Raw genomic sequence first — 15789 nt, forward strand, 5'->3', positions numbered from 1 at the left:
CGGTGGGTGGGGTTCGTCACAGGGGGAGCGTCACCGAGCGCGGATCGAATCCGAAGGGCAGTTCGAGGCGGTGGGTGCGCATCAGTTCCGTGTCGCACAGCAGGTCCTGGGTGGTGCCGTCGGCGGTGATGACGCCGCCGGACAGCACGACCGAACGCGGGCACAGCTCGAGCGCGTACGGCAGGTCGTGCGTGACCATGAGCACCGTCACGTCCAACGACCGGAGGATGTCGGCCAGTTCACGGCGGGACGCCGGGTCGAGGTTGGAGGACGGCTCGTCCAGGACGAGGATCTCCGGGCGCATCGCCAGCACCGTGGCGACGGCGACCCGGCGGCGCTGACCGAAGGAGAGGTGGTGCGGGGGCCGGTCGGCGTACTCGGCCATGCCGACGCGGGTGAGCGCTTCGGTGACGCGGGCGTCGAGTTCGGCGCCGCGCAGCCCGGAGGCGGCGGGCCCGAAGGCGACGTCCTCCCGGACGGTGGGCATGAACAGCTGGTCGTCGGGATCCTGGAAGACGATGCCGACGCGGCGGCGGATCTCGGCGAGATTGCTCCGCCCGACCGGCAGCCCGGCGACGGTGACCGTGCCGGCGCCCGCTTCGAGGATGCCGTTGAGGTGCAGCACGAGGGTGGTCTTGCCGGCGCCGTTGGGCCCGAGCAGTGCGACCCGCTCGCCGCGGCCGACGGTGAGGTCGACGCCGAAGAGCGCCTGGTGGCCGTCGGGGTAGGCGTAGGCGAGCCCGGCGATGTCGAGGGACGGGGCGGGCGGTGCGGTGCTCAAAGGGTCCATCCCAGGAGGCATACGGCGAGGGCGGTGGCGGGGAGGGCGGCCGCGCGGGTCCATTGTGCGCGGCTCGCGGTCGTCTCGGCGAGGACCGGCATGGTGCCGGTGTAACCGCGGCTGACCATGGCGAGGTGCACCCGCTCGCCGCGCTCGTAGGAGCGGATGAACAGGGCGCCGGCGGACTTGGCGAGCACGCCCCAGTGGCGTATCCCGCGCGCCTCGAAGCCGCGGGAGAGCCGGGCGATGCGCATCCGCCGCATCTCGTCGGTGATCACATCGCCGTAGCGGATCATGAAGGAGGCGATCTGCACGAGCAGCGGCGGCATCTTCAGGCGCTGCAGGCCGAGGAGGAGTTCGCGCAGTTCGGTGGTGGAGGCCAGGAGGACCGACGCGGCGACGCCCAGCGTCCCCTTGGCCAGGATGTTCCAGGCGCCCCAGAGGCCGGACTCGCTCAGGCTCAGTCCGAGGACGGTCACCCGTGGGCCCTCGGCGACGAACGGCATCAGGACGGCGAACGCCACGAACGGCACCTCGATGAGCAGCCGCTTGAGGAGGAAGCCGGCCGGGACGCGGGCCGCGCCCGCCACCGCGGCGAGCAGCACGGCGTACAGCCCGAACGCCCAGATCTGCTCGCGCGGGGTGGAGACGACGATCAGGACGAAGCAGAAGACGGCCGCGATCTTGCAGTGCGGCGGCAGGGCGTGCACCGGCGAGTGCCCGTGCCGGTAGAGCTTGTGGGCGTGGCCCGCGCCCATGTCAGGCGCCGCCGTGCGGACGGGCCTCGGCCGGGTGCCCGTCGGAGCTCGCGGCCCTGCGGCGGCGCAGCACCACGAACACGCCGGTGCCGACGGCCAGGGTCGCGCCCACGCCGATCACCCCGGCCAGGCCGCCGGACAGCCGCGGATCGGCGAGGTTCTTGACTCCGTAGTCGGCGAGCGGGGAGTCCTTGGCCGCGTGGTCCTCGGCCTTGGCGTCGATGCCCTGGTCGTGGGCGACCTTCTCCAGGCCGTCGGGGCTGGCGGAGGCGTAGTAGCTGACGCCGCCCGCGCACACCAGGGCGGCGGCGAGGCCGGCCAGCCAGACGCCGCGGGCGGAGCGGCGCGGGGCGGAGACGGGCGCGGGGGCGTCGTCGGCGGGGGCCGCGCCCGCGGTGGCCACCGCGGGCTCGGCGGGAGTGGTGTCGCGGGCGGCCGTGCCGAGGTCACCTGTGGCGGGCGCCGGGGCGGCGGGCGCCGTCACCGGCGCGGTGCGCAGCTCCAGCGGCTTGGTCAGGCCGCGTGCGCCGTGGACCAGGTCGGGGCGTACCGCGATGACGGCGCCGACGGTCAGCGCGGTGATCGCGGCCTCTCCGATGCCGATCAGGACGTGGACGCCGACCATGGCGGTGAAGACCTTGCCGATCGGGACGTCGGCGGTGCCGCCCAGGGCGTACAGGCCGGTGAAGGCGACCGCGGCGGCGGGCACCGAGACCAGGGCGGCGACGAAGGCGGCGGCGGTGACCGAGGAACGGCGGCGCGGGAGGACCTTCACCAGGCCGCGGAAGAGCAGGTAGGCGACGACGGTGGTCACGATCGCCATGTCCGTGATGTTGACGCCGAGCGCCGTCAGCCCGCCGTCGGCGAACAGCACGCCCTGCATGAGCAGCACCACCGACACGCACAGCACGCCGGTGTACGGCCCGACGAGTATCGCCGCGAGGGCGCCGCCCAGCAGATGACCGCTGGTGCCGGCGCCGACGGGGAAGTTGAGCATCTGGACGGCGAAGATGAACGCGGCGACGAGGCCGGCGAGCGGTGCGGTGCGCTCCGCGCCGCTGCCCGTGCCCCGGCCCGCACCCGCCAGTTCGCGCCGGGCGCCGCGCAGGCTGACCGCGACGGCGGCCGCGGCGACCACACCGGCCGCGGCCGACACCGGCGCGTTGATGAATCCATCGGGTACGTGCATCTCAGGGTCTCCGCTTCAGCTGTGCAACCCCCCTATGTTCGGGCCTCCTGCAAAGTGCTTGCAAGAGCGCCTGCGATGCGAGACGGCCACGGCGGCCGTGGTGGGGACGCCCCGGGCAGCGGTGTTCGTCCACCATGGCCGGGCAAACAGTGACGAGCGGGCGGATAACGCCGTTCCCGGCCACCGAGCCGGGAATCCGGACCTCCGGTCGGCTCTCCGTCCGCATGAGATCACTCACTGCGCGAGGAGAGGGCTTCAACCGTGGTGGGGGGCTCGCGGCATACCGACCGTGCCCGCGATGCCGGCCGCCCGGGGCCACCGAGGGAAAGGAAGGGCCCGGCGACGGCCCCGTCCTCACGGGAAGCCGCCACCGGGCCCTTCATTTGCGCGCCGCTCCCGTCCCCACGGGCGGGCGCAGGCTCCGGAGCCGCTCCGCTCACACAACGGTCCCGGAGTTCTCGGAGGCCGGCGGCGGTCCGCCGCCGGCCTCGGTTCAGACGCCCAGCGCGGGGAGCACCACGGCGTCGACATAGGCGGAGAGGAACGCGGCATCGGCGCTGCGGTCCTCGATGAGCTGGCGGGTGACGAGCGCGCCGATCAGCATGTGCGCGGCGAACGGGAGCGCGGGGCAGTCGGCGGCGATCTCGCCGCGGTCGATGCCGCGCTGCAGCATCGCGTCGAGGCCGGTCACCTCGGGGTCGAGGAGCACCTCGCGCAGTGCCCGGTGCAGATCGGGGTTGCCGTGCACGGCCTGCCCCAGACCGCGCATCAGGGCGGCGTCCTTGGCCAGCTGCCCGTCGTCCGCGCGGCGCGCCAGCTCGGCGAAGTCGCCGCGCACACTGCCGGTGTCGATGTCCGCGGTGCTGACCGGCTTGGAGTGCCGCAGGGCCGTGGCGACCAGCTCGGGCTTGCCCTGCCACTGGCGGTAGAGGGTGGCCTTGCTGGAGCGGGTACGCGCCGCGACGGCGTCCATGGTGAGCGCGTCGTAGCCGACCTCGCGGAGCAGGTCGAGGACGGCGGCGCAGAGCTCGGCCTCCCGCTCGGGTGCCAGCCGGCTGCGTCCCATGGCGCACCTCCTGCTCGGACCGTACGGGCGCCCGACGAGGCGAACGAAACGGTTTCGTACACCACGACGTTACCCGCGGCCCCGGCGAATCGGGAGCGTTTCCCACGTGGTCCCCGTCACCAGGCCGAGTTGCCGCGGGGTGCCCGGCCCGAAACGATGGGGGCGTGAGCGACGCACGCGAGACCAGCGCACCGCACCTGGAGCCGAGCCCCGCCACACCGCCTGGCCGGCTGCGCCGGATGCCCGCCCCGCCGGGCCCCCCGCCCCCCTCGTACCTGCGCTTCCCGCACCTGAGCGGCGACACCCTCTGCTTCGCCGCTGAGGACGATCTGTGGGTGGCCCCGATCGCCCCGGACGGCGAGGAGCCGGGCCGTGCCTGGCGGTTGACCGTCGACCGCACCCGCGTGAGCCACCCCCGCTTCTCCCCCGACGGTCGGCACATCGCCTTCACCACCTGGCGCAGCCTCGACCCCGAGGTGCACCTCGCGCCGGTCGAGGGCGGCCCGGCACGGCGGCTGACGTACTGGGGCAGCACCGACGCCCGGGTCTGCGGCTGGACACCGCCCGACAAGGAGGGCAACGCGCAGATCCTCGCGGTCTCCTCGCACGGCCAGCCGTTCTCCTATTACTCCTGGTCCTACACCCTGCCCACCGACGGCAGCCCCGGGCGCCAGCTGCCCTGGGGGCCGGTGTCGGACCTCGCAGTCGCCGAGTTCGACGGTGAGCGCCGCACCCTGCTGCTGACCGGCAAGCCACCGCACGAGCCCGCCGCGTGGAAGCGCTACCGCGGCGGCGCCATGGGCCGGATGTGGCTGCACGGCACCCGGCTGATGCCGGACCTGCGGGGGCACCTCGACGCGGTGATGTTCGTCGGCGGCCGGATCGCCTTCCTCTCCGACCACGAGGGAGTCGCCAACGTCTACTCCTGCCTGCCGGACAGCACGGACCTGCGCCGCCACTCCGACCACGCCGACTTCTACGCCCGGCACGCCTCGACCGACGGCTCCCGCATCGTCTACCAGTGCGCCGGCGACATCTGGCTCATCGACGACCTGAGCCCGGACGCCGTGCCGCGCAAGCTGGCGGTGCGCCTGGGCGGGCCACGCGCCGGGCGGCGCACCCACCAGGTCCCCGCCGCCTCGCACGTCACCTCGCTCGCGGTGGACTCCACCGGCCGGGCCAGCGCGGTCGGCATCCGCGGGAGCCTGTACTGGCTCACCCACCGCGACGGCCCCGCCCGCACCATCCACGACATCCCCGGCGTGCGGGTCCGGCTGCCGGAGATGCTCGGTTCCACCGGCCGGATCGCGTACGTCACCGACGCCGAGGGCGACGACGCCATCGAGATCGCCAATCTGCCCCGCGCCAGCGGCCCCGGGGAGCCGCGCCGGCTGGCCACCGGGGAGCTCGGACTGGTCCAGGAGATGGTCGCCTCGCCGGACGGCGAACGGATGGCCGTCGCCTCGCACGACGGCCGGCTGCTGCTGGTGAACGTCGCGCGCCCGGACGCGGTCGCGACGGAGCCCAGCGAGCCGGCCGGCACCGAGGGGGCGGCGGACGCCGCCGGCGGCCCCGGCGCCTACCGCGACCCGGGGCGGCCCGGCGAGGTCGCCGAGTTGATCCGCTCCGCCAACGGCCCCGTGCGGGACCTCGCGTTCTCCCCCGATTCGCGCTGGCTTACCTGGTCGCACCCGGGCATCGGCCGCACACTGCGGCAGATCAAGATGGCCAAGCTCGCCGACCGTACCCTCGTGGACGTCACCAACGGCAGGTTCGAGGACGAGCAGCCGGTGTTCACCCGCGACGGCCGCTATCTGGCGTTCCTTTCCTGGCGGGGCTTCGACCCGGTCTACGACGTGCACACCGGCGATCTGTCCTTCCCGCTGGGCTGCCGGCCGTATCTCGTCCCGCTGTCGTCCGCCACCCCGTCCCCCTTCGCGCTGTCACCGGAGGGACGGCCGGCGGCCGGCGGGCTCGACCCGGCGGAGAACCCTCCGGGCGAGGAGGGCCCGGTGCTGGTGGAGGTGGAGGGGCTGTCCGAACGGGTCACGCCCTTCCCGGTCTCGGCGTCCAAGTACTCCTCCCTCGCGCCGGTCAGCGGCGGCGGACTGGTCTGGCTGCGCTGGCCCATCTCCGGTGCGCTGGGCGAGACCTTCGCCAACCCCGACAACACCTCGGGGCAGCCCACCCTGGAGCACTTCGACCTGACCAAGGCCCGGCGCACCGAACTCACCAGCTCCCTGGACCAGTTCGCGCTGAGCGGGGACGGCACCCGTCTCGTCGCCAACGACGAGGGAGACCTGCGCGCGGTGCCGGCGAACGAACTGCCGGACAGCGACTCGACGGTCTTCCTGGACCTGCGGCGCATCCTGCACGACGTGGATCCCCCCGCGGAGTGGTCCCAGGCGTACGAGGAGGCCGGCCGGATCGTCCGGGCGTACTTCTGGGAGCCGGGGATGTGCGGCATCGACTGGGACGCGGTGCTGGAGCAGTACCGCCCGCTGCTCGACCGGGTGGCCTCTCCCGACGAGTTCGCGGACCTGCTGCGCGAGGTACTGGGCGAGCTGGGCACCTCGCACGCCTACGTCGTCGGCGCCCGCCGCAACGAGGGCCCGCCGCACTACCAGCGCGCGATCGGCCTGCTCGGCGCCAACTTCGCGTGCCGGGAAGGCCGTTGGGTGCTCCAGCGCATCCTGCCCGGCGAGTCGTCGGACTCCAGGGCCCGCTCCCCGCTGGCCGGTACGGGCATCCGCGAGGGCTCCGCGCTCACCCATGTGGACGGCCGCCGGGTCGATCCGGTGACCGGCCCGTACCCGCTGCTGGCCGCGGCCGGCGGCACCACCGTCGAGCTGACCTTCTCCCCCGCCGACGGCACCGGCCCTGCCCGCCGGGTCGCGGTGGTCCCGCTCATCGACGAACGGCCCCTGCGCTACCAGGACTGGGTGGCCAAACGCCGCGAGGTGGTACGCCAGTTGAGCGGGGGCAAGTGCGGCTATCTGCACATCCCCGACATGGGCGGCTCCGGCTGGGCCCAGTTCAACCGCGACCTGCGGATGGAGGTCTCCCGGGCCGCGCTGATCGTGGACGTACGCGGCAACGCGGGCGGCAACATCTCCGAGCTGGTGATCGAGAAGCTCACCCGCACCATCCTGGGCTGGGACCTCACCCGCAACGCCGAGCCGGTGTCGTACACCGGCAACGCGCCGCGCGGCCCGGTGGTCGCGGTCGCCGACGAGATGACCTCTTCCGACGGCGACATGATCACCGCCGCCTTCAAACTCCAGGGCATCGGCCCGGTGGTGGGCATGCGCACCTGGGGCGGAGTGGTCGGGATGACCGGACGGCACCGGCTGGGCGACGGCACCGCCATCACCGTGCCGATGAACGCCGCCTGGTTCCGGCTCTACGGCTGGGGCGTGGAGAACCACGGCGTGGACGTCGACATCGAGGCCCTGCGCTCGCCGCTGCACTGGGCGGAGGGGCGCCATCCGCAGCTCGGCGTGGCGGTGCGTACGGCGCTGGAGCTGCTGGACCGCCATCCCGCGGCCATGCCGCCGGACCTCTCGGACGTCCCCGACCTCCGCCGGCCGCCGCTCCCGCCGCGCGACGGCTGACCGGGCGGGCTCGCACCGAGGGGCGCACCCGGTGATCGGGTGCGCCCCTCTGCTGCGCGTCACGCGGGGCGTTCAGGACACCCGCGCCGGTCAGCTGCGGAGGCCGTCCTGCATCTCGTCGCGGACGCCCTGGCCCGGCTCGCGGCCCGGCCGGCCGGGCTCACGGCCCTGCTGTCCGCGCTCGCCGGGCTGCTGGTCACGCTCCTCGGGCTCGGTCCGAGCGCGGTCCTCGGCGGTGCCCATCTGACGCTGCGCCTCGTTCTTGAGCCGCTCGGCCTTGTCCCTGAACTGGTCTGCGAGACCCATGCTGTCCACTCCTGTGAGGGGTGTCGGGGATCGGACCCGATCAGCCTCACATGAACGGACATTCGTCGCATTTCGATCACCGGACGCCACCGTCCGTAGCCGCCCGCCCGGCGGGCGGTCCTCCCGGCCGCCTTACCTGTTCGTTCGCGCCTTCTCGTCGGCCTCGCCGCCCGCGCCGACCAGACCGACCCGCATCCCGTCCAGCCGGTTGCCGAACCGCCGCATCTCGCGCTGGCCCACCGAGCCGATGACCGACGGCAGATAACCGCGGATCGACTGCATACCGCGCAACCACCACTGGCCGTAGACATGCGGGGAACGCCGCTCGATGCCCGCCACGATCCGGTCGACCGCCGGGCCCAGCGGGTAGGTCTTGTTGGACGGCCAGGGCAGCCGGGACCGCAGCTCGCGCATGATGTCGTCCTGGTCGGCGCCGCGCACCATATCGGTGTCGGTCCAGCTCAGATAACCGACGCCGACCCGTACGCCCTTGTAGCCGACCTCGGCACGCAGGCTGTGCGCGAACGCCTCCACGCCGGACTTGGACGCGCAGTACGCGGTCATCATCGGGGCCGGGGTGATCGCGGCCAGCGAGGCGATCTGGAGGAAGTAGCCGCGGGACTCCATCAGCACCGGCAGGAAGGCGCGGCCGGTGACCGCCCCGCCGATCAGGTTGACCTCGATGACCCGCTTCCAGGCGACCGGGTCGGAGTCGACGAAGGGACCGCCGGTCGCCACACCGGCGTTGGCGACGACGACGTCGACCTTCCCGAAGCGGTCCTTGACCTCCCCCGCGACCTGCGCCATCGCCTCGTGGTCGGTGACATCGGCGTGCCAGTGGTGCGCGGGGCCGTGCAGCGACGCCGCGACGCCGCGCAGTTCGTCCGGCTCCAGGCCGACCAGCGCGAGGGTGGCGCCGCGCGCCGACAGCTTGCGGGCCAACAGCGCGCCCACCCCTCGGGCCGCGCCGGTGACGACGACGACCTGTCCCTCCAGCTTCCTGCTCGCGCTCATGCCGACTTCTCCTTCTTCTGCCGCGTGCCGCCCCGGGGAGGCGGAACCGCGGCCCGGGCGGTCTGCGTGGTGTCCAGATGGTCCCGGACGAGTTCGCGGATGCGGCCGATGACCACGTCCGGCGCCTCGATGGGGGTCATGTGCCCGACGTCGGGCAGCTCGGTCAGCCCGCGGAAGTCGGGCAGGACCGAGGCCAGCCGACGGGCGTGCACGATCGGGGTGAGCCGGTCGGCGGTGCCCGCGATGACGGCGGTCGGCACGTCCAACCGGGCCAGCGAGCCGGTCAGTTCGAGCCCCGCCAGCACCTTGCCCCAGCGGGACCGCACGCCGGGCCGGCAGGCGTGCACGATCCGGGCGCAGGCCTCGATCTGCTCGGCCGTGGCCCCGGGTCCCATCGTGGCGTACTTCAAGGCCCGCTTGCCGACCGGCGTGACCGGGCCGAGCGGCGCACGGGAGGTCAGCATCAGCCGGTGTGCCCGGCGGCGGCCGCCGGGGGTGCGCAGCGGGATGACCCGGGACTCCGCGGCGAGGTCCGCGCTGCCGGTGCTGCACAGCAGGATCGCCGCGGCGCGCTCGGTCAGCTGGGGCCGCTCGGCGGCGGCCATCGCCGTCATGCCGCCCATGGAGTGCCCGGTCAGCACCGCCCGTTCGCCCGCCTCCAAGGTGGCGTCGAGCACCGCGGCCAGGTCGTCGGCGAGCGCGTCGGTGCTGTAGCCGCCCGGCCCGGCGGCCGGGCTGCGGCCGTGCCCGCGCTGGTCGTAGACCACCACCTTGTGGTCGTCGGCGAGATCCCGCACGACCGGGGCCCAGAAGGCGGTCGAGCAGGTCCAGCCGTGCGCCAGCACCACCGCGGGGGCACCTTCGGGGCCGTGGACCTCGGCGTGCAGCCGGGATCCGTCGGGCGAGGTGACGGTCAGCTCCCTGCGCGGGGCGGGCGGCGCGTACGGGCCCGTCGTCACGTGTCCTGGCCTGCTCATGCCGCCACCTCCGCGGGCTTGTCACCGGCGGGTCCCGCGGGCCGTGCGGCGGGCACCCGGAGCACTTCGTATTCGGCGAGGTCGACCTGCCGGGTCACCTTCCTGAACTCCGACGTGGTACCCGGCCAGGCCGTGGTGTTGCGCCCGCTGGAGTCGAGGTACCAGCTGTCGCAGCCGCCGGTGTTCCACACCGTGCGCTCCATGCGCTTCTGGATCATGCGGGTCCACTCCTGCACCGCGGACGTCCGGGCGCTGAGTGCGATCTTCCCGCCGAGGGTGTCGAGTTGGCGCATGTAGTCGACGAGGTAGTTCAGCTGTGCCTCGATCATCAGGATCATCGAGCTGTTCCCGAGGCCGGTGTTGGGGCCGATGATGGTCAGGAAGTTGGGGAAGCCGGCCGCGCTCGCGCCGCGCAGCGACTCCATGCCGTCCTTCCACTCCTCTGCCAGCGTCGTGCCGTTGGCGCCGGTGACGCGCTGGGCGATCGGCATGTCGGTGACGTGGAATCCGGTGCCGAAGACGACCGCGTCGGCCACGGTCTCACTGCCGTCCGCGCCGACCAGGACGTTCCCCCGCACCTCCTTCAGCCCGGATGCCACCACGTCCACATTGGGCTGGGCGAGCGCCGGGTAGTAGGTGTTGGAGAGCAGGATGCGCTTGCAGCCGATGCGGTAGTCGGGAGTGAGGGTGGCGCGCAGCGCCGGGTCCTTGACCGCCTTCTTCATATGGGCCTTGGCCAGGACCTCGATGAGGCCCAGCTCGTTGGGACGCTTGGTGAAGGCGCTGACCTGCAGCTCCCTGATGCCCCAGAGCAGTCCGCGGCGCGCGGCGCGGGTCGCCGGGACCTTGTCGTGCAGCCACCGCTCGGCCGCGGAGATCTTGCGGTCGGCGCGCGGCAGCACCCAGGCCGGGGTGCGCTGGAAAAGGGTCAGCCGGTCCACCGTCGGCTGGATGGCCGGCACGATCTGGATGGACGAGGCGCCGGTGCCGATCATGGCGACACGCTTGCCGCGCAGGTCGTAGTCGTGGTCCCAGCGGGCGGAGTGGAAGACCTCGCCCGGGAAGGCCTCCAGGCCCGGGATGTCGGGGATCTTGGGATCGGACAGCGGCCCGGTCGCCGAGACGACCACGTCGGCGGTCAGCGCGCCGCTCGCCGTCTCGACCTCCCAGTGCAGCTCGTCGTTGCTCCACCGCAGGCTCTGCACCTCGGAGCGGAAGCGGATGTGGGGGCGCAGCCCGAAGGTGTCGGCGACCTGCTCCAGGTAGGCGCGGATGTGCGGCTGTCCCGAGAAGTTCCGCGGCCACTGCGGGTTGGGCGCGAAGGAGAAGGAGTACAGGTGCGAGGGCACATCGCACGCACATCCCGGATAGCTGTTGTCCCGCCAGGTACCGCCCACCGAGTCGGCCCGCTCCAGGACCACGAAATCGGTGATTCCCGCCCGGCGCAGGCGCACGGCCGCCCCCAGACCACCGAATCCCGATCCGATCACCGCCACCCGCACATGCTCGTGCTCGCGCTCGGCCATGCCGCCGCCTCCCGAGTCCGCATCGATCCCGCCAGCAATCACTGGCACGATTGGAGAGTAGGCCAGCTCCGTACTGAGCGGTAGGGGTCTGGCGCAGGGAAGTTACCGACGGTTGCACCTCGGTCCTGAGGTACACCCCCGGCATAGGGTGAGCAGGTGGCAGCGAACAAGAACGCGAACGAGGAGCGCGAGCAGCGCGAATTCCGCATGCCCGAGCTGGCGGCGGAAGCCGGCATCACGGTCCGCACGCTGCGCTTCTACCGCGAGCGCAAACTCATCCCGCCGCCGCGCCGCGAGGGCCGCGTCGCCTGGTACAACGAGCACCACCTCGCCCGGCTGCACACCATCGCCGCCCTGTTGGAGCGCGGCCACACCCTCGGCGGCATCGCCGAACTGCTCTCCGCGTTCGAGAGCGGCCGGGACGTCGGCGAACTCCTGGGCCTGGAGGACACCATCGTCGCGCCCTGGTCCGAGGAGACCCCGGTCCGCCTCACCCCCGAGGAGCTGGCCGACCACTTCAGCGGCGACGTCACCGTGGAGAACCTCGCCACCTCCCTGGACATCGGCTATCTCGCCGTCGACGGCGACGAGTTCGTCCACATCAGCCGCCGCCTGCTGGACGCCTCAACCGAGCTCGTCGCCGCGGGCGTCCCGCTCGCCGCGGTGCTCGACGCGGGCCGCCAGGTCCGGGTCCACGCCGACGCCCTCGCCGACATCTTCACCACCCTGATCCGCACCCACGTCCTGTCCGACGTACTGGATCGCGCCGCGGACGGCCGGCCCCCGGGCCCGCGCGAGGTCGACCGCATCGCCGAGACCATGGAGAAGCTCCGCCCGCTCTCCAAGGGTGTCCTCGAAGCGGAACTCTCCATGGCCATGGACCGCCGCACCCGCCGCGAACTGGACCACTGGCTGGGCACACGGGAGCCCGGCGGGGCGGACGCCGGAACGCACACGGACACGACCGGGAAGCCGGACGCCGGGGGCGGGAACGGCGCGCCGGGCTCGGATCCGGCGCCCGGCGACAGGGACTGAGGCACGCCGCCGGGCGGGGAATCCGCTCGCGCCGACTACAGGTCGTAGACCACCGTCACCGGCGCGTGATCGCTCCACCGCTGGTCGTAGCTGGCCGCGCGTTCCACGTACGCCTTCACCGCACGCCGGGCGAGGCCCGGCGTGGAGATCTCGTAGTCGATGCGCCAGCCGGCGTCGTTGTCGAAGGCGCGACCGCGGTAGGACCACCAGGAGTACGGGCCCTCGGTGTCCGGGTGCAGGGCGCGGACGACGTCCACGTAGCCGCCCCGGTCCGCGTCGAGGACCTCCGTGAGCCAGCCGCGCTCCTCCGGGAGGAAGCCGGACTTCTTCCGGTTGGCCTTCCAGTTCTTCAGGTCGGCCTCCTGGTGCGCGATGTTCCAGTCACCGCAGACCACCACCTCACGGCCGTCCCCAGCGGCCCGCTCGCGGAGCGCGACGAGGTACGGCAGGAACTCGGCCATGAACCGTTCCTTCTCCTCCTGCCGCTCCGTGCCGACCTCACCGGAGGGCAGATAGAGGCTGGCGACGGTCACGCCGGGCAGGTCCGCCTCGACGTACCGCCCACTGCCGTCGAACTCCGCCGACCCGAATCCCACCTGGACGCGCTCCGGCTCGCGCCGCGTGTAGAGCGAGACCCCGGCCCGGCCCTTGGCGGCGGCCGGCGCGTGCACGGTGTGCCAGCCCTCGGGCTCGCGCACCTCATCGGGCAGCTGGTCGGTCTCGGCCCGTACCTCCTGAAGGCACAGCACGTCGGCGTCGGTCTGCGCCAGCCACGGCACGAAGCCCTTCTTGGCGGCGGCGCGCAGCCCGTTCACATTCACAGAGGTCACGGTGAGCATCCCGGCACGATACCCATCCCACGGAGAGCGTCGCGCCACCCACCCGGACACCCGTACGATTCCGACAATGGAGATCCGCCCTGTGCGCTACGACCACCCCGACGCGGTCGCGCTCGACGAACTGGTCCAGCAGGAGTACGTCCGCCGCTACGGCGACGGAGACATGACACCGCTGGACCCGGAGATGTTCACCCCGCCCCACGGGACCTACCTGCTCGCCTACGAGGACGGGCGCCCGCTGGCCACCGGCGGCTGGCGGCGGCAGGAGGACGTGGCGGAGGGGTACGCGGCGGGCGACGCCGAGATCAAGCGGATGTTCGTGGTCGCGCAGGCCCGCGGGCGCGGCCTCGCCCGGCGGATCCTGGCCGCCCTCGAAGCGGACGCACGGGCCGCCGGCCGCACCCGCATGGTGCTGGAGACGGGCACCGAGCAGCCGGAGGCGATCGCGCTGTACACCTCGAGCGGCTACCGCATGGTGACCAAGTTCGGCTACTACCGCACCTACGAGCAGAGCCGCTGCATGGCGAAGTCGCTGCTGACCGACTGACGGCGGGGAGCCCCCTCCCCGTCCCCGTTCTTGTTGACATCGCTCCGGGCCCCTCCCCATACTCATTCCACTAATGAACTAGTTAAAGGGGGGATCCCGTGAGCGATACGAGCCCATGGGCGATCGAGGCCGCCGGCCTGGGGAAGAAGTACCGGCGCGGCTGGGCCCTGCGGGACTGCTCCTTCCGGCTCCCGGCCGGCCATGTCTGCGCCCTCGTCGGGCCCAACGGCGCGGGCAAGAGCACCTTTCTGAGCACCGCGACCCGGCTGGTGCACCCCACGGCCGGAACCCTGAAGCTGTTCGGCGTGCCGGTCTCCGACCCGGCCGTCCTGGAGCGGGTCGCCTTCCTCGCCCAGGACAAGCCGCTCTACCCGCGCTTCACCGTCGCCGAGACCCTGCGTCTGGGCCGCGAGCTGAACCCGCGCTGGGACCAGGCCCTCGCCGAGCGCATCGTCCGGGCCGGAGACGTGCCCCTCACGGCCCGCGTCGGCACCCTCTCCGGCGGCCAGCGCACCCGCGTCGCCTTCGCCCTGGCCTTCGGAAAGCGGCCGAACCTGCTGCTGCTCGACGAGCCGATGTCCGACCTGGACCCGCTCGCACGGCACGAGATGTCCGGGCTGCTGCTGGCCGAGGCCGCCGAGCACGGCACCACCGTGCTGATGTCGTCCCACATGCTCTCCGAGATGGAGGACATGTGCGACTACCTCGTCGTCCTCGCCGAGGGCCGGATCCGGATGGCCGGCCTGACGGAGGAACTGGTGCCCGCGCACGTCCTGGTGACCGGCCTCGCCACCGACGGCGCGGTCCCCGAGGAACTGAACAGCCGGCACACCGTGGTCGAATCCCACGTCACCGGGCGGCAGTTCACCGCCATGATCCGCCCCGGCGGCCCGATCGACGACAGCTGGGAAACCGCGGAACCCGACATGGAGGAGGTCCTGCTGGCCTACCTCCGCTCACCCGGCGCACCCACGCTGATCGCGGACGAGGCGCGCGTCGACGGACAGCCGGAGGCCGCCGCATGAGCACCTCCGGTACCCACACCACCAACACCGGCACGGACGGTAGGAACATGACGAGCGCCGCCCCGGCCGGCACCCCGGCACCCGCCGACACCTCGCGGCACCCGGTTCTGCGCGGCCTGCTCTGGGTGGTCTGGCACCGGCACCGCAACGCACTGCGCGCCGGCATCCTGGTCACCCTCCTGGCCTGCGCGCTCTTCGCCTACCAGCGTTTCGAGGTGATGGACTTCCTGCAGGCCAAGGGCGGCGACCCCACCCCCGACGACGACCTGCTGATGGAGTTCCAGGAGAAGTTCAGCTCGCAGTTCAGCATGGACACCCAGTTCCTCCAGTTCGTGCCCGCCGTCGTCGGCATCTTCTTCGGCGCACCACTGATCGCCGGCGAGCAGGAACGGGGCACCATCAAGCTGCTCACCACCCAGTCCACCGGCCGCGGCAAGTGGATCGCCGCAAGCATCGGGCTGCCGCTGGCCGTCGCAGTGCTGTGCACCGCCGCGCTGACGGCCGCGTTCACCTGGCTCTGGTGGCCGTCCCGCAAGGTGGCGCTGTTCGGCGACTGGCTGCAGGGCGGCGCCTTCGAGAGCACCGGCCCGGTCCTGATCGCCATGACGCTCTTCATGACCTCCTGCGGCATCGCCATCGGCATGCTGGTCAAGCGGGTCGTACCGGCCATGGTGCTCACCGCCCTCTTCGCCGCGGTGACGTCCGTGGCCTGGGACGAGCGCCTGCGCGCACAGCTCGGCACACTGCGCAGCATGGTCTGGCCGTACAACGGCGAGAGCCCGGACCTGCCGGCGGGCGCCGTACAGATGGACGACTGGGTGGCCACCGCCGACGGCAAGCTGTACGGCTTCAGCACCTGCGCCGGCGACAACACCGAGGCATGCCGGGCCGAGCTCGGCATCGTCGACCGGGTGACCCAGTACTTCGCTCCCGATCAGATGGCCGGGATGCAGTGGCTCGGCGCGGGGATCCTGCTGGCCCTGACCGCGGCGGTGCTCACACTGGTCGTGTGGCGCGCCCGTAGGCGGCCGCTCTGAACCGCGAGCCGCGCCGCGAGCCGGGTGGCGCTTTGACACCCGGCTCGGCCGCCCCGATGATCAAGCGGTCGCGGT

14 protein-coding genes are annotated in these 15789 nt (G+C 72.7%); 5 read left to right on the plus strand and 9 right to left on the minus strand.

Translation table 11 applies throughout. The features are described 5' to 3' along the window. Window positions 1–16 precede the first annotated feature (16 nt). The 4 genes from ACGFZW_RS09575 to ACGFZW_RS09590 all read right to left on the minus strand — a co-directional run bounded on the left by ACGFZW_RS09575 (window position 17) and on the right by ACGFZW_RS09590 (window position 3794). Window positions 17–790: an energy-coupling factor ABC transporter ATP-binding protein gene (locus ACGFZW_RS09575; protein WP_393892503.1), complete on the minus strand. Its 774-nt coding sequence runs from the start codon at window positions 788–790 to the stop codon at window positions 17–19. After that, window positions 778–1539, minus strand: coding sequence for a cobalt ECF transporter T component CbiQ (gene cbiQ, locus ACGFZW_RS09580; RefSeq protein ID WP_393892504.1), 762 nt, complete (start codon window positions 1537–1539; stop codon window positions 778–780). Before cbiQ ends, ACGFZW_RS09575 begins: the two co-directional genes overlap by 13 nt. A gap of 1 nt (window position 1540) precedes the next feature. After that, window positions 1541–2728 carry an energy-coupling factor ABC transporter permease gene (locus ACGFZW_RS09585; RefSeq protein WP_393892505.1) on the minus strand — a complete coding sequence of 396 codons (1188 nt, stop codon included), beginning with the start codon at window positions 2726–2728 and terminating at the stop codon, window positions 1541–1543. 493 nt (window positions 2729–3221) lie between these two features. Continuing rightward, window positions 3222–3794 (minus strand): TetR/AcrR family transcriptional regulator, encoded by a 573-nt coding sequence (locus tag ACGFZW_RS09590; RefSeq protein WP_393892506.1) that lies wholly within the window; start codon window positions 3792–3794, stop codon window positions 3222–3224. A gap of 239 nt (window positions 3795–4033) precedes the next feature. On the opposite strand from ACGFZW_RS09590, the gene ACGFZW_RS09595 reads away from it, so the two are divergent. Then, window positions 4034–7408 carry a S41 family peptidase gene (locus ACGFZW_RS09595; protein ID WP_393892827.1) on the plus strand — a complete coding sequence of 1125 codons (3375 nt, stop codon included), beginning with the start codon at window positions 4034–4036 and terminating at the stop codon, window positions 7406–7408. A gap of 90 nt (window positions 7409–7498) precedes the next feature. Here ACGFZW_RS09595 and ACGFZW_RS09600 read toward each other — a convergent pair whose 3' ends face one another. From ACGFZW_RS09600 to ACGFZW_RS09615, 4 genes are all read right to left on the minus strand, one after another. Next, on the minus strand, window positions 7499–7714 hold the full coding sequence (locus ACGFZW_RS09600) for a hypothetical protein (RefSeq protein WP_393892507.1): 216 nt from the start codon (window positions 7712–7714) through the stop codon (window positions 7499–7501). A 132-nt stretch (window positions 7715–7846) separates the two neighbouring features. After that, window positions 7847–8728, minus strand: coding sequence for an SDR family oxidoreductase (locus ACGFZW_RS09605; RefSeq protein ID WP_393892508.1), 882 nt, complete (start codon window positions 8726–8728; stop codon window positions 7847–7849). Beyond that, entirely contained in the window at window positions 8725–9705 is a 981-nt protein-coding gene (locus ACGFZW_RS09610; RefSeq protein ID WP_393892509.1) for an alpha/beta fold hydrolase, read from the minus strand. Before ACGFZW_RS09610 ends, ACGFZW_RS09605 begins: the two co-directional genes overlap by 4 nt. After that, window positions 9702–11231: a flavin-containing monooxygenase gene (locus tag ACGFZW_RS09615; RefSeq protein ID WP_393892828.1), complete on the minus strand. Its 1530-nt coding sequence runs from the start codon at window positions 11229–11231 to the stop codon at window positions 9702–9704. Before ACGFZW_RS09615 ends, ACGFZW_RS09610 begins: the two co-directional genes overlap by 4 nt. A 207-nt stretch (window positions 11232–11438) precedes the next feature. Here ACGFZW_RS09615 and ACGFZW_RS09620 point away from each other — a divergent pair, with 207 nt between their 5' ends. Beyond that, a complete protein-coding gene (locus tag ACGFZW_RS09620) occupies window positions 11439–12266 on the plus strand; it encodes a MerR family transcriptional regulator (protein WP_393892829.1) in 828 nt (275 codons plus the stop codon). 35 nt (window positions 12267–12301) lie between these two features. Here the strand turns inward: ACGFZW_RS09620 and ACGFZW_RS09625 are convergent, their stop codons facing one another. Further along, entirely contained in the window at window positions 12302–13105 is an 804-nt protein-coding gene (locus tag ACGFZW_RS09625) for an exodeoxyribonuclease III (RefSeq protein WP_393892510.1), read from the minus strand. A 67-nt stretch (window positions 13106–13172) separates the two neighbouring features. Here ACGFZW_RS09625 and ACGFZW_RS09630 point away from each other — a divergent pair, with 67 nt between their 5' ends. The 3 genes from ACGFZW_RS09630 to ACGFZW_RS09640 all read left to right on the plus strand — a co-directional run bounded on the left by ACGFZW_RS09630 (window position 13173) and on the right by ACGFZW_RS09640 (window position 15714). Further along, on the plus strand, window positions 13173–13652 hold the full coding sequence (locus tag ACGFZW_RS09630) for a GNAT family N-acetyltransferase (protein WP_393892511.1): 480 nt from the start codon (window positions 13173–13175) through the stop codon (window positions 13650–13652). Between the two features lie 98 nt (window positions 13653–13750). Further along, entirely contained in the window at window positions 13751–14677 is a 927-nt protein-coding gene (locus tag ACGFZW_RS09635; RefSeq protein WP_393892512.1) for an ABC transporter ATP-binding protein, read from the plus strand. Continuing rightward, complete coding sequence (locus tag ACGFZW_RS09640; RefSeq protein ID WP_393892513.1) at window positions 14674–15714, plus strand: ABC transporter permease subunit; 1041 nt, start codon at window positions 14674–14676, stop codon at window positions 15712–15714. Before ACGFZW_RS09635 ends, ACGFZW_RS09640 begins: the two co-directional genes overlap by 4 nt. Window positions 15715–15789: the final 75 nt, after the last annotated feature.

The organism is Streptomyces sp. NPDC048248, assembly GCF_043201875.1.
GTDB lineage: Bacteria > Actinomycetota > Actinomycetes > Streptomycetales > Streptomycetaceae > Streptomyces.

Coding starts and splice junctions, on each gene's coding strand:
- ACGFZW_RS09575 (WP_393892503.1), bottom strand. CDS start 790: ATGGACCCTTTGAGCACCGCACCGCCCGCCCCGTCCCTCGACATCGCC.
- cbiQ (WP_393892504.1), bottom strand. CDS start 1,539: ATGGGCGCGGGCCACGCCCACAAGCTCTACCGGCACGGGCACTCGCCG.
- ACGFZW_RS09585 (WP_393892505.1), bottom strand. CDS start 2,728: ATGCACGTACCCGATGGATTCATCAACGCGCCGGTGTCGGCCGCGGCC.
- ACGFZW_RS09590 (WP_393892506.1), bottom strand. CDS start 3,794: ATGGGACGCAGCCGGCTGGCACCCGAGCGGGAGGCCGAGCTCTGCGCC.
- ACGFZW_RS09595 (WP_393892827.1), top strand. CDS start 4,034: ATGCCCGCCCCGCCGGGCCCCCCGCCCCCCTCGTACCTGCGCTTCCCG.
- ACGFZW_RS09600 (WP_393892507.1), bottom strand. CDS start 7,714: ATGGGTCTCGCAGACCAGTTCAGGGACAAGGCCGAGCGGCTCAAGAAC.
- ACGFZW_RS09605 (WP_393892508.1), bottom strand. CDS start 8,728: ATGAGCGCGAGCAGGAAGCTGGAGGGACAGGTCGTCGTCGTCACCGGC.
- ACGFZW_RS09610 (WP_393892509.1), bottom strand. CDS start 9,705: ATGAGCAGGCCAGGACACGTGACGACGGGCCCGTACGCGCCGCCCGCC.
- ACGFZW_RS09615 (WP_393892828.1), bottom strand. CDS start 11,231: ATGGCCGAGCGCGAGCACGAGCATGTGCGGGTGGCGGTGATCGGATCG.
- ACGFZW_RS09620 (WP_393892829.1), top strand. CDS start 11,439: ATGCCCGAGCTGGCGGCGGAAGCCGGCATCACGGTCCGCACGCTGCGC.
- ACGFZW_RS09625 (WP_393892510.1), bottom strand. CDS start 13,105: ATGCTCACCGTGACCTCTGTGAATGTGAACGGGCTGCGCGCCGCCGCC.
- ACGFZW_RS09630 (WP_393892511.1), top strand. CDS start 13,173: ATGGAGATCCGCCCTGTGCGCTACGACCACCCCGACGCGGTCGCGCTC.
- ACGFZW_RS09640 (WP_393892513.1), top strand. CDS start 14,674: ATGAGCACCTCCGGTACCCACACCACCAACACCGGCACGGACGGTAGG.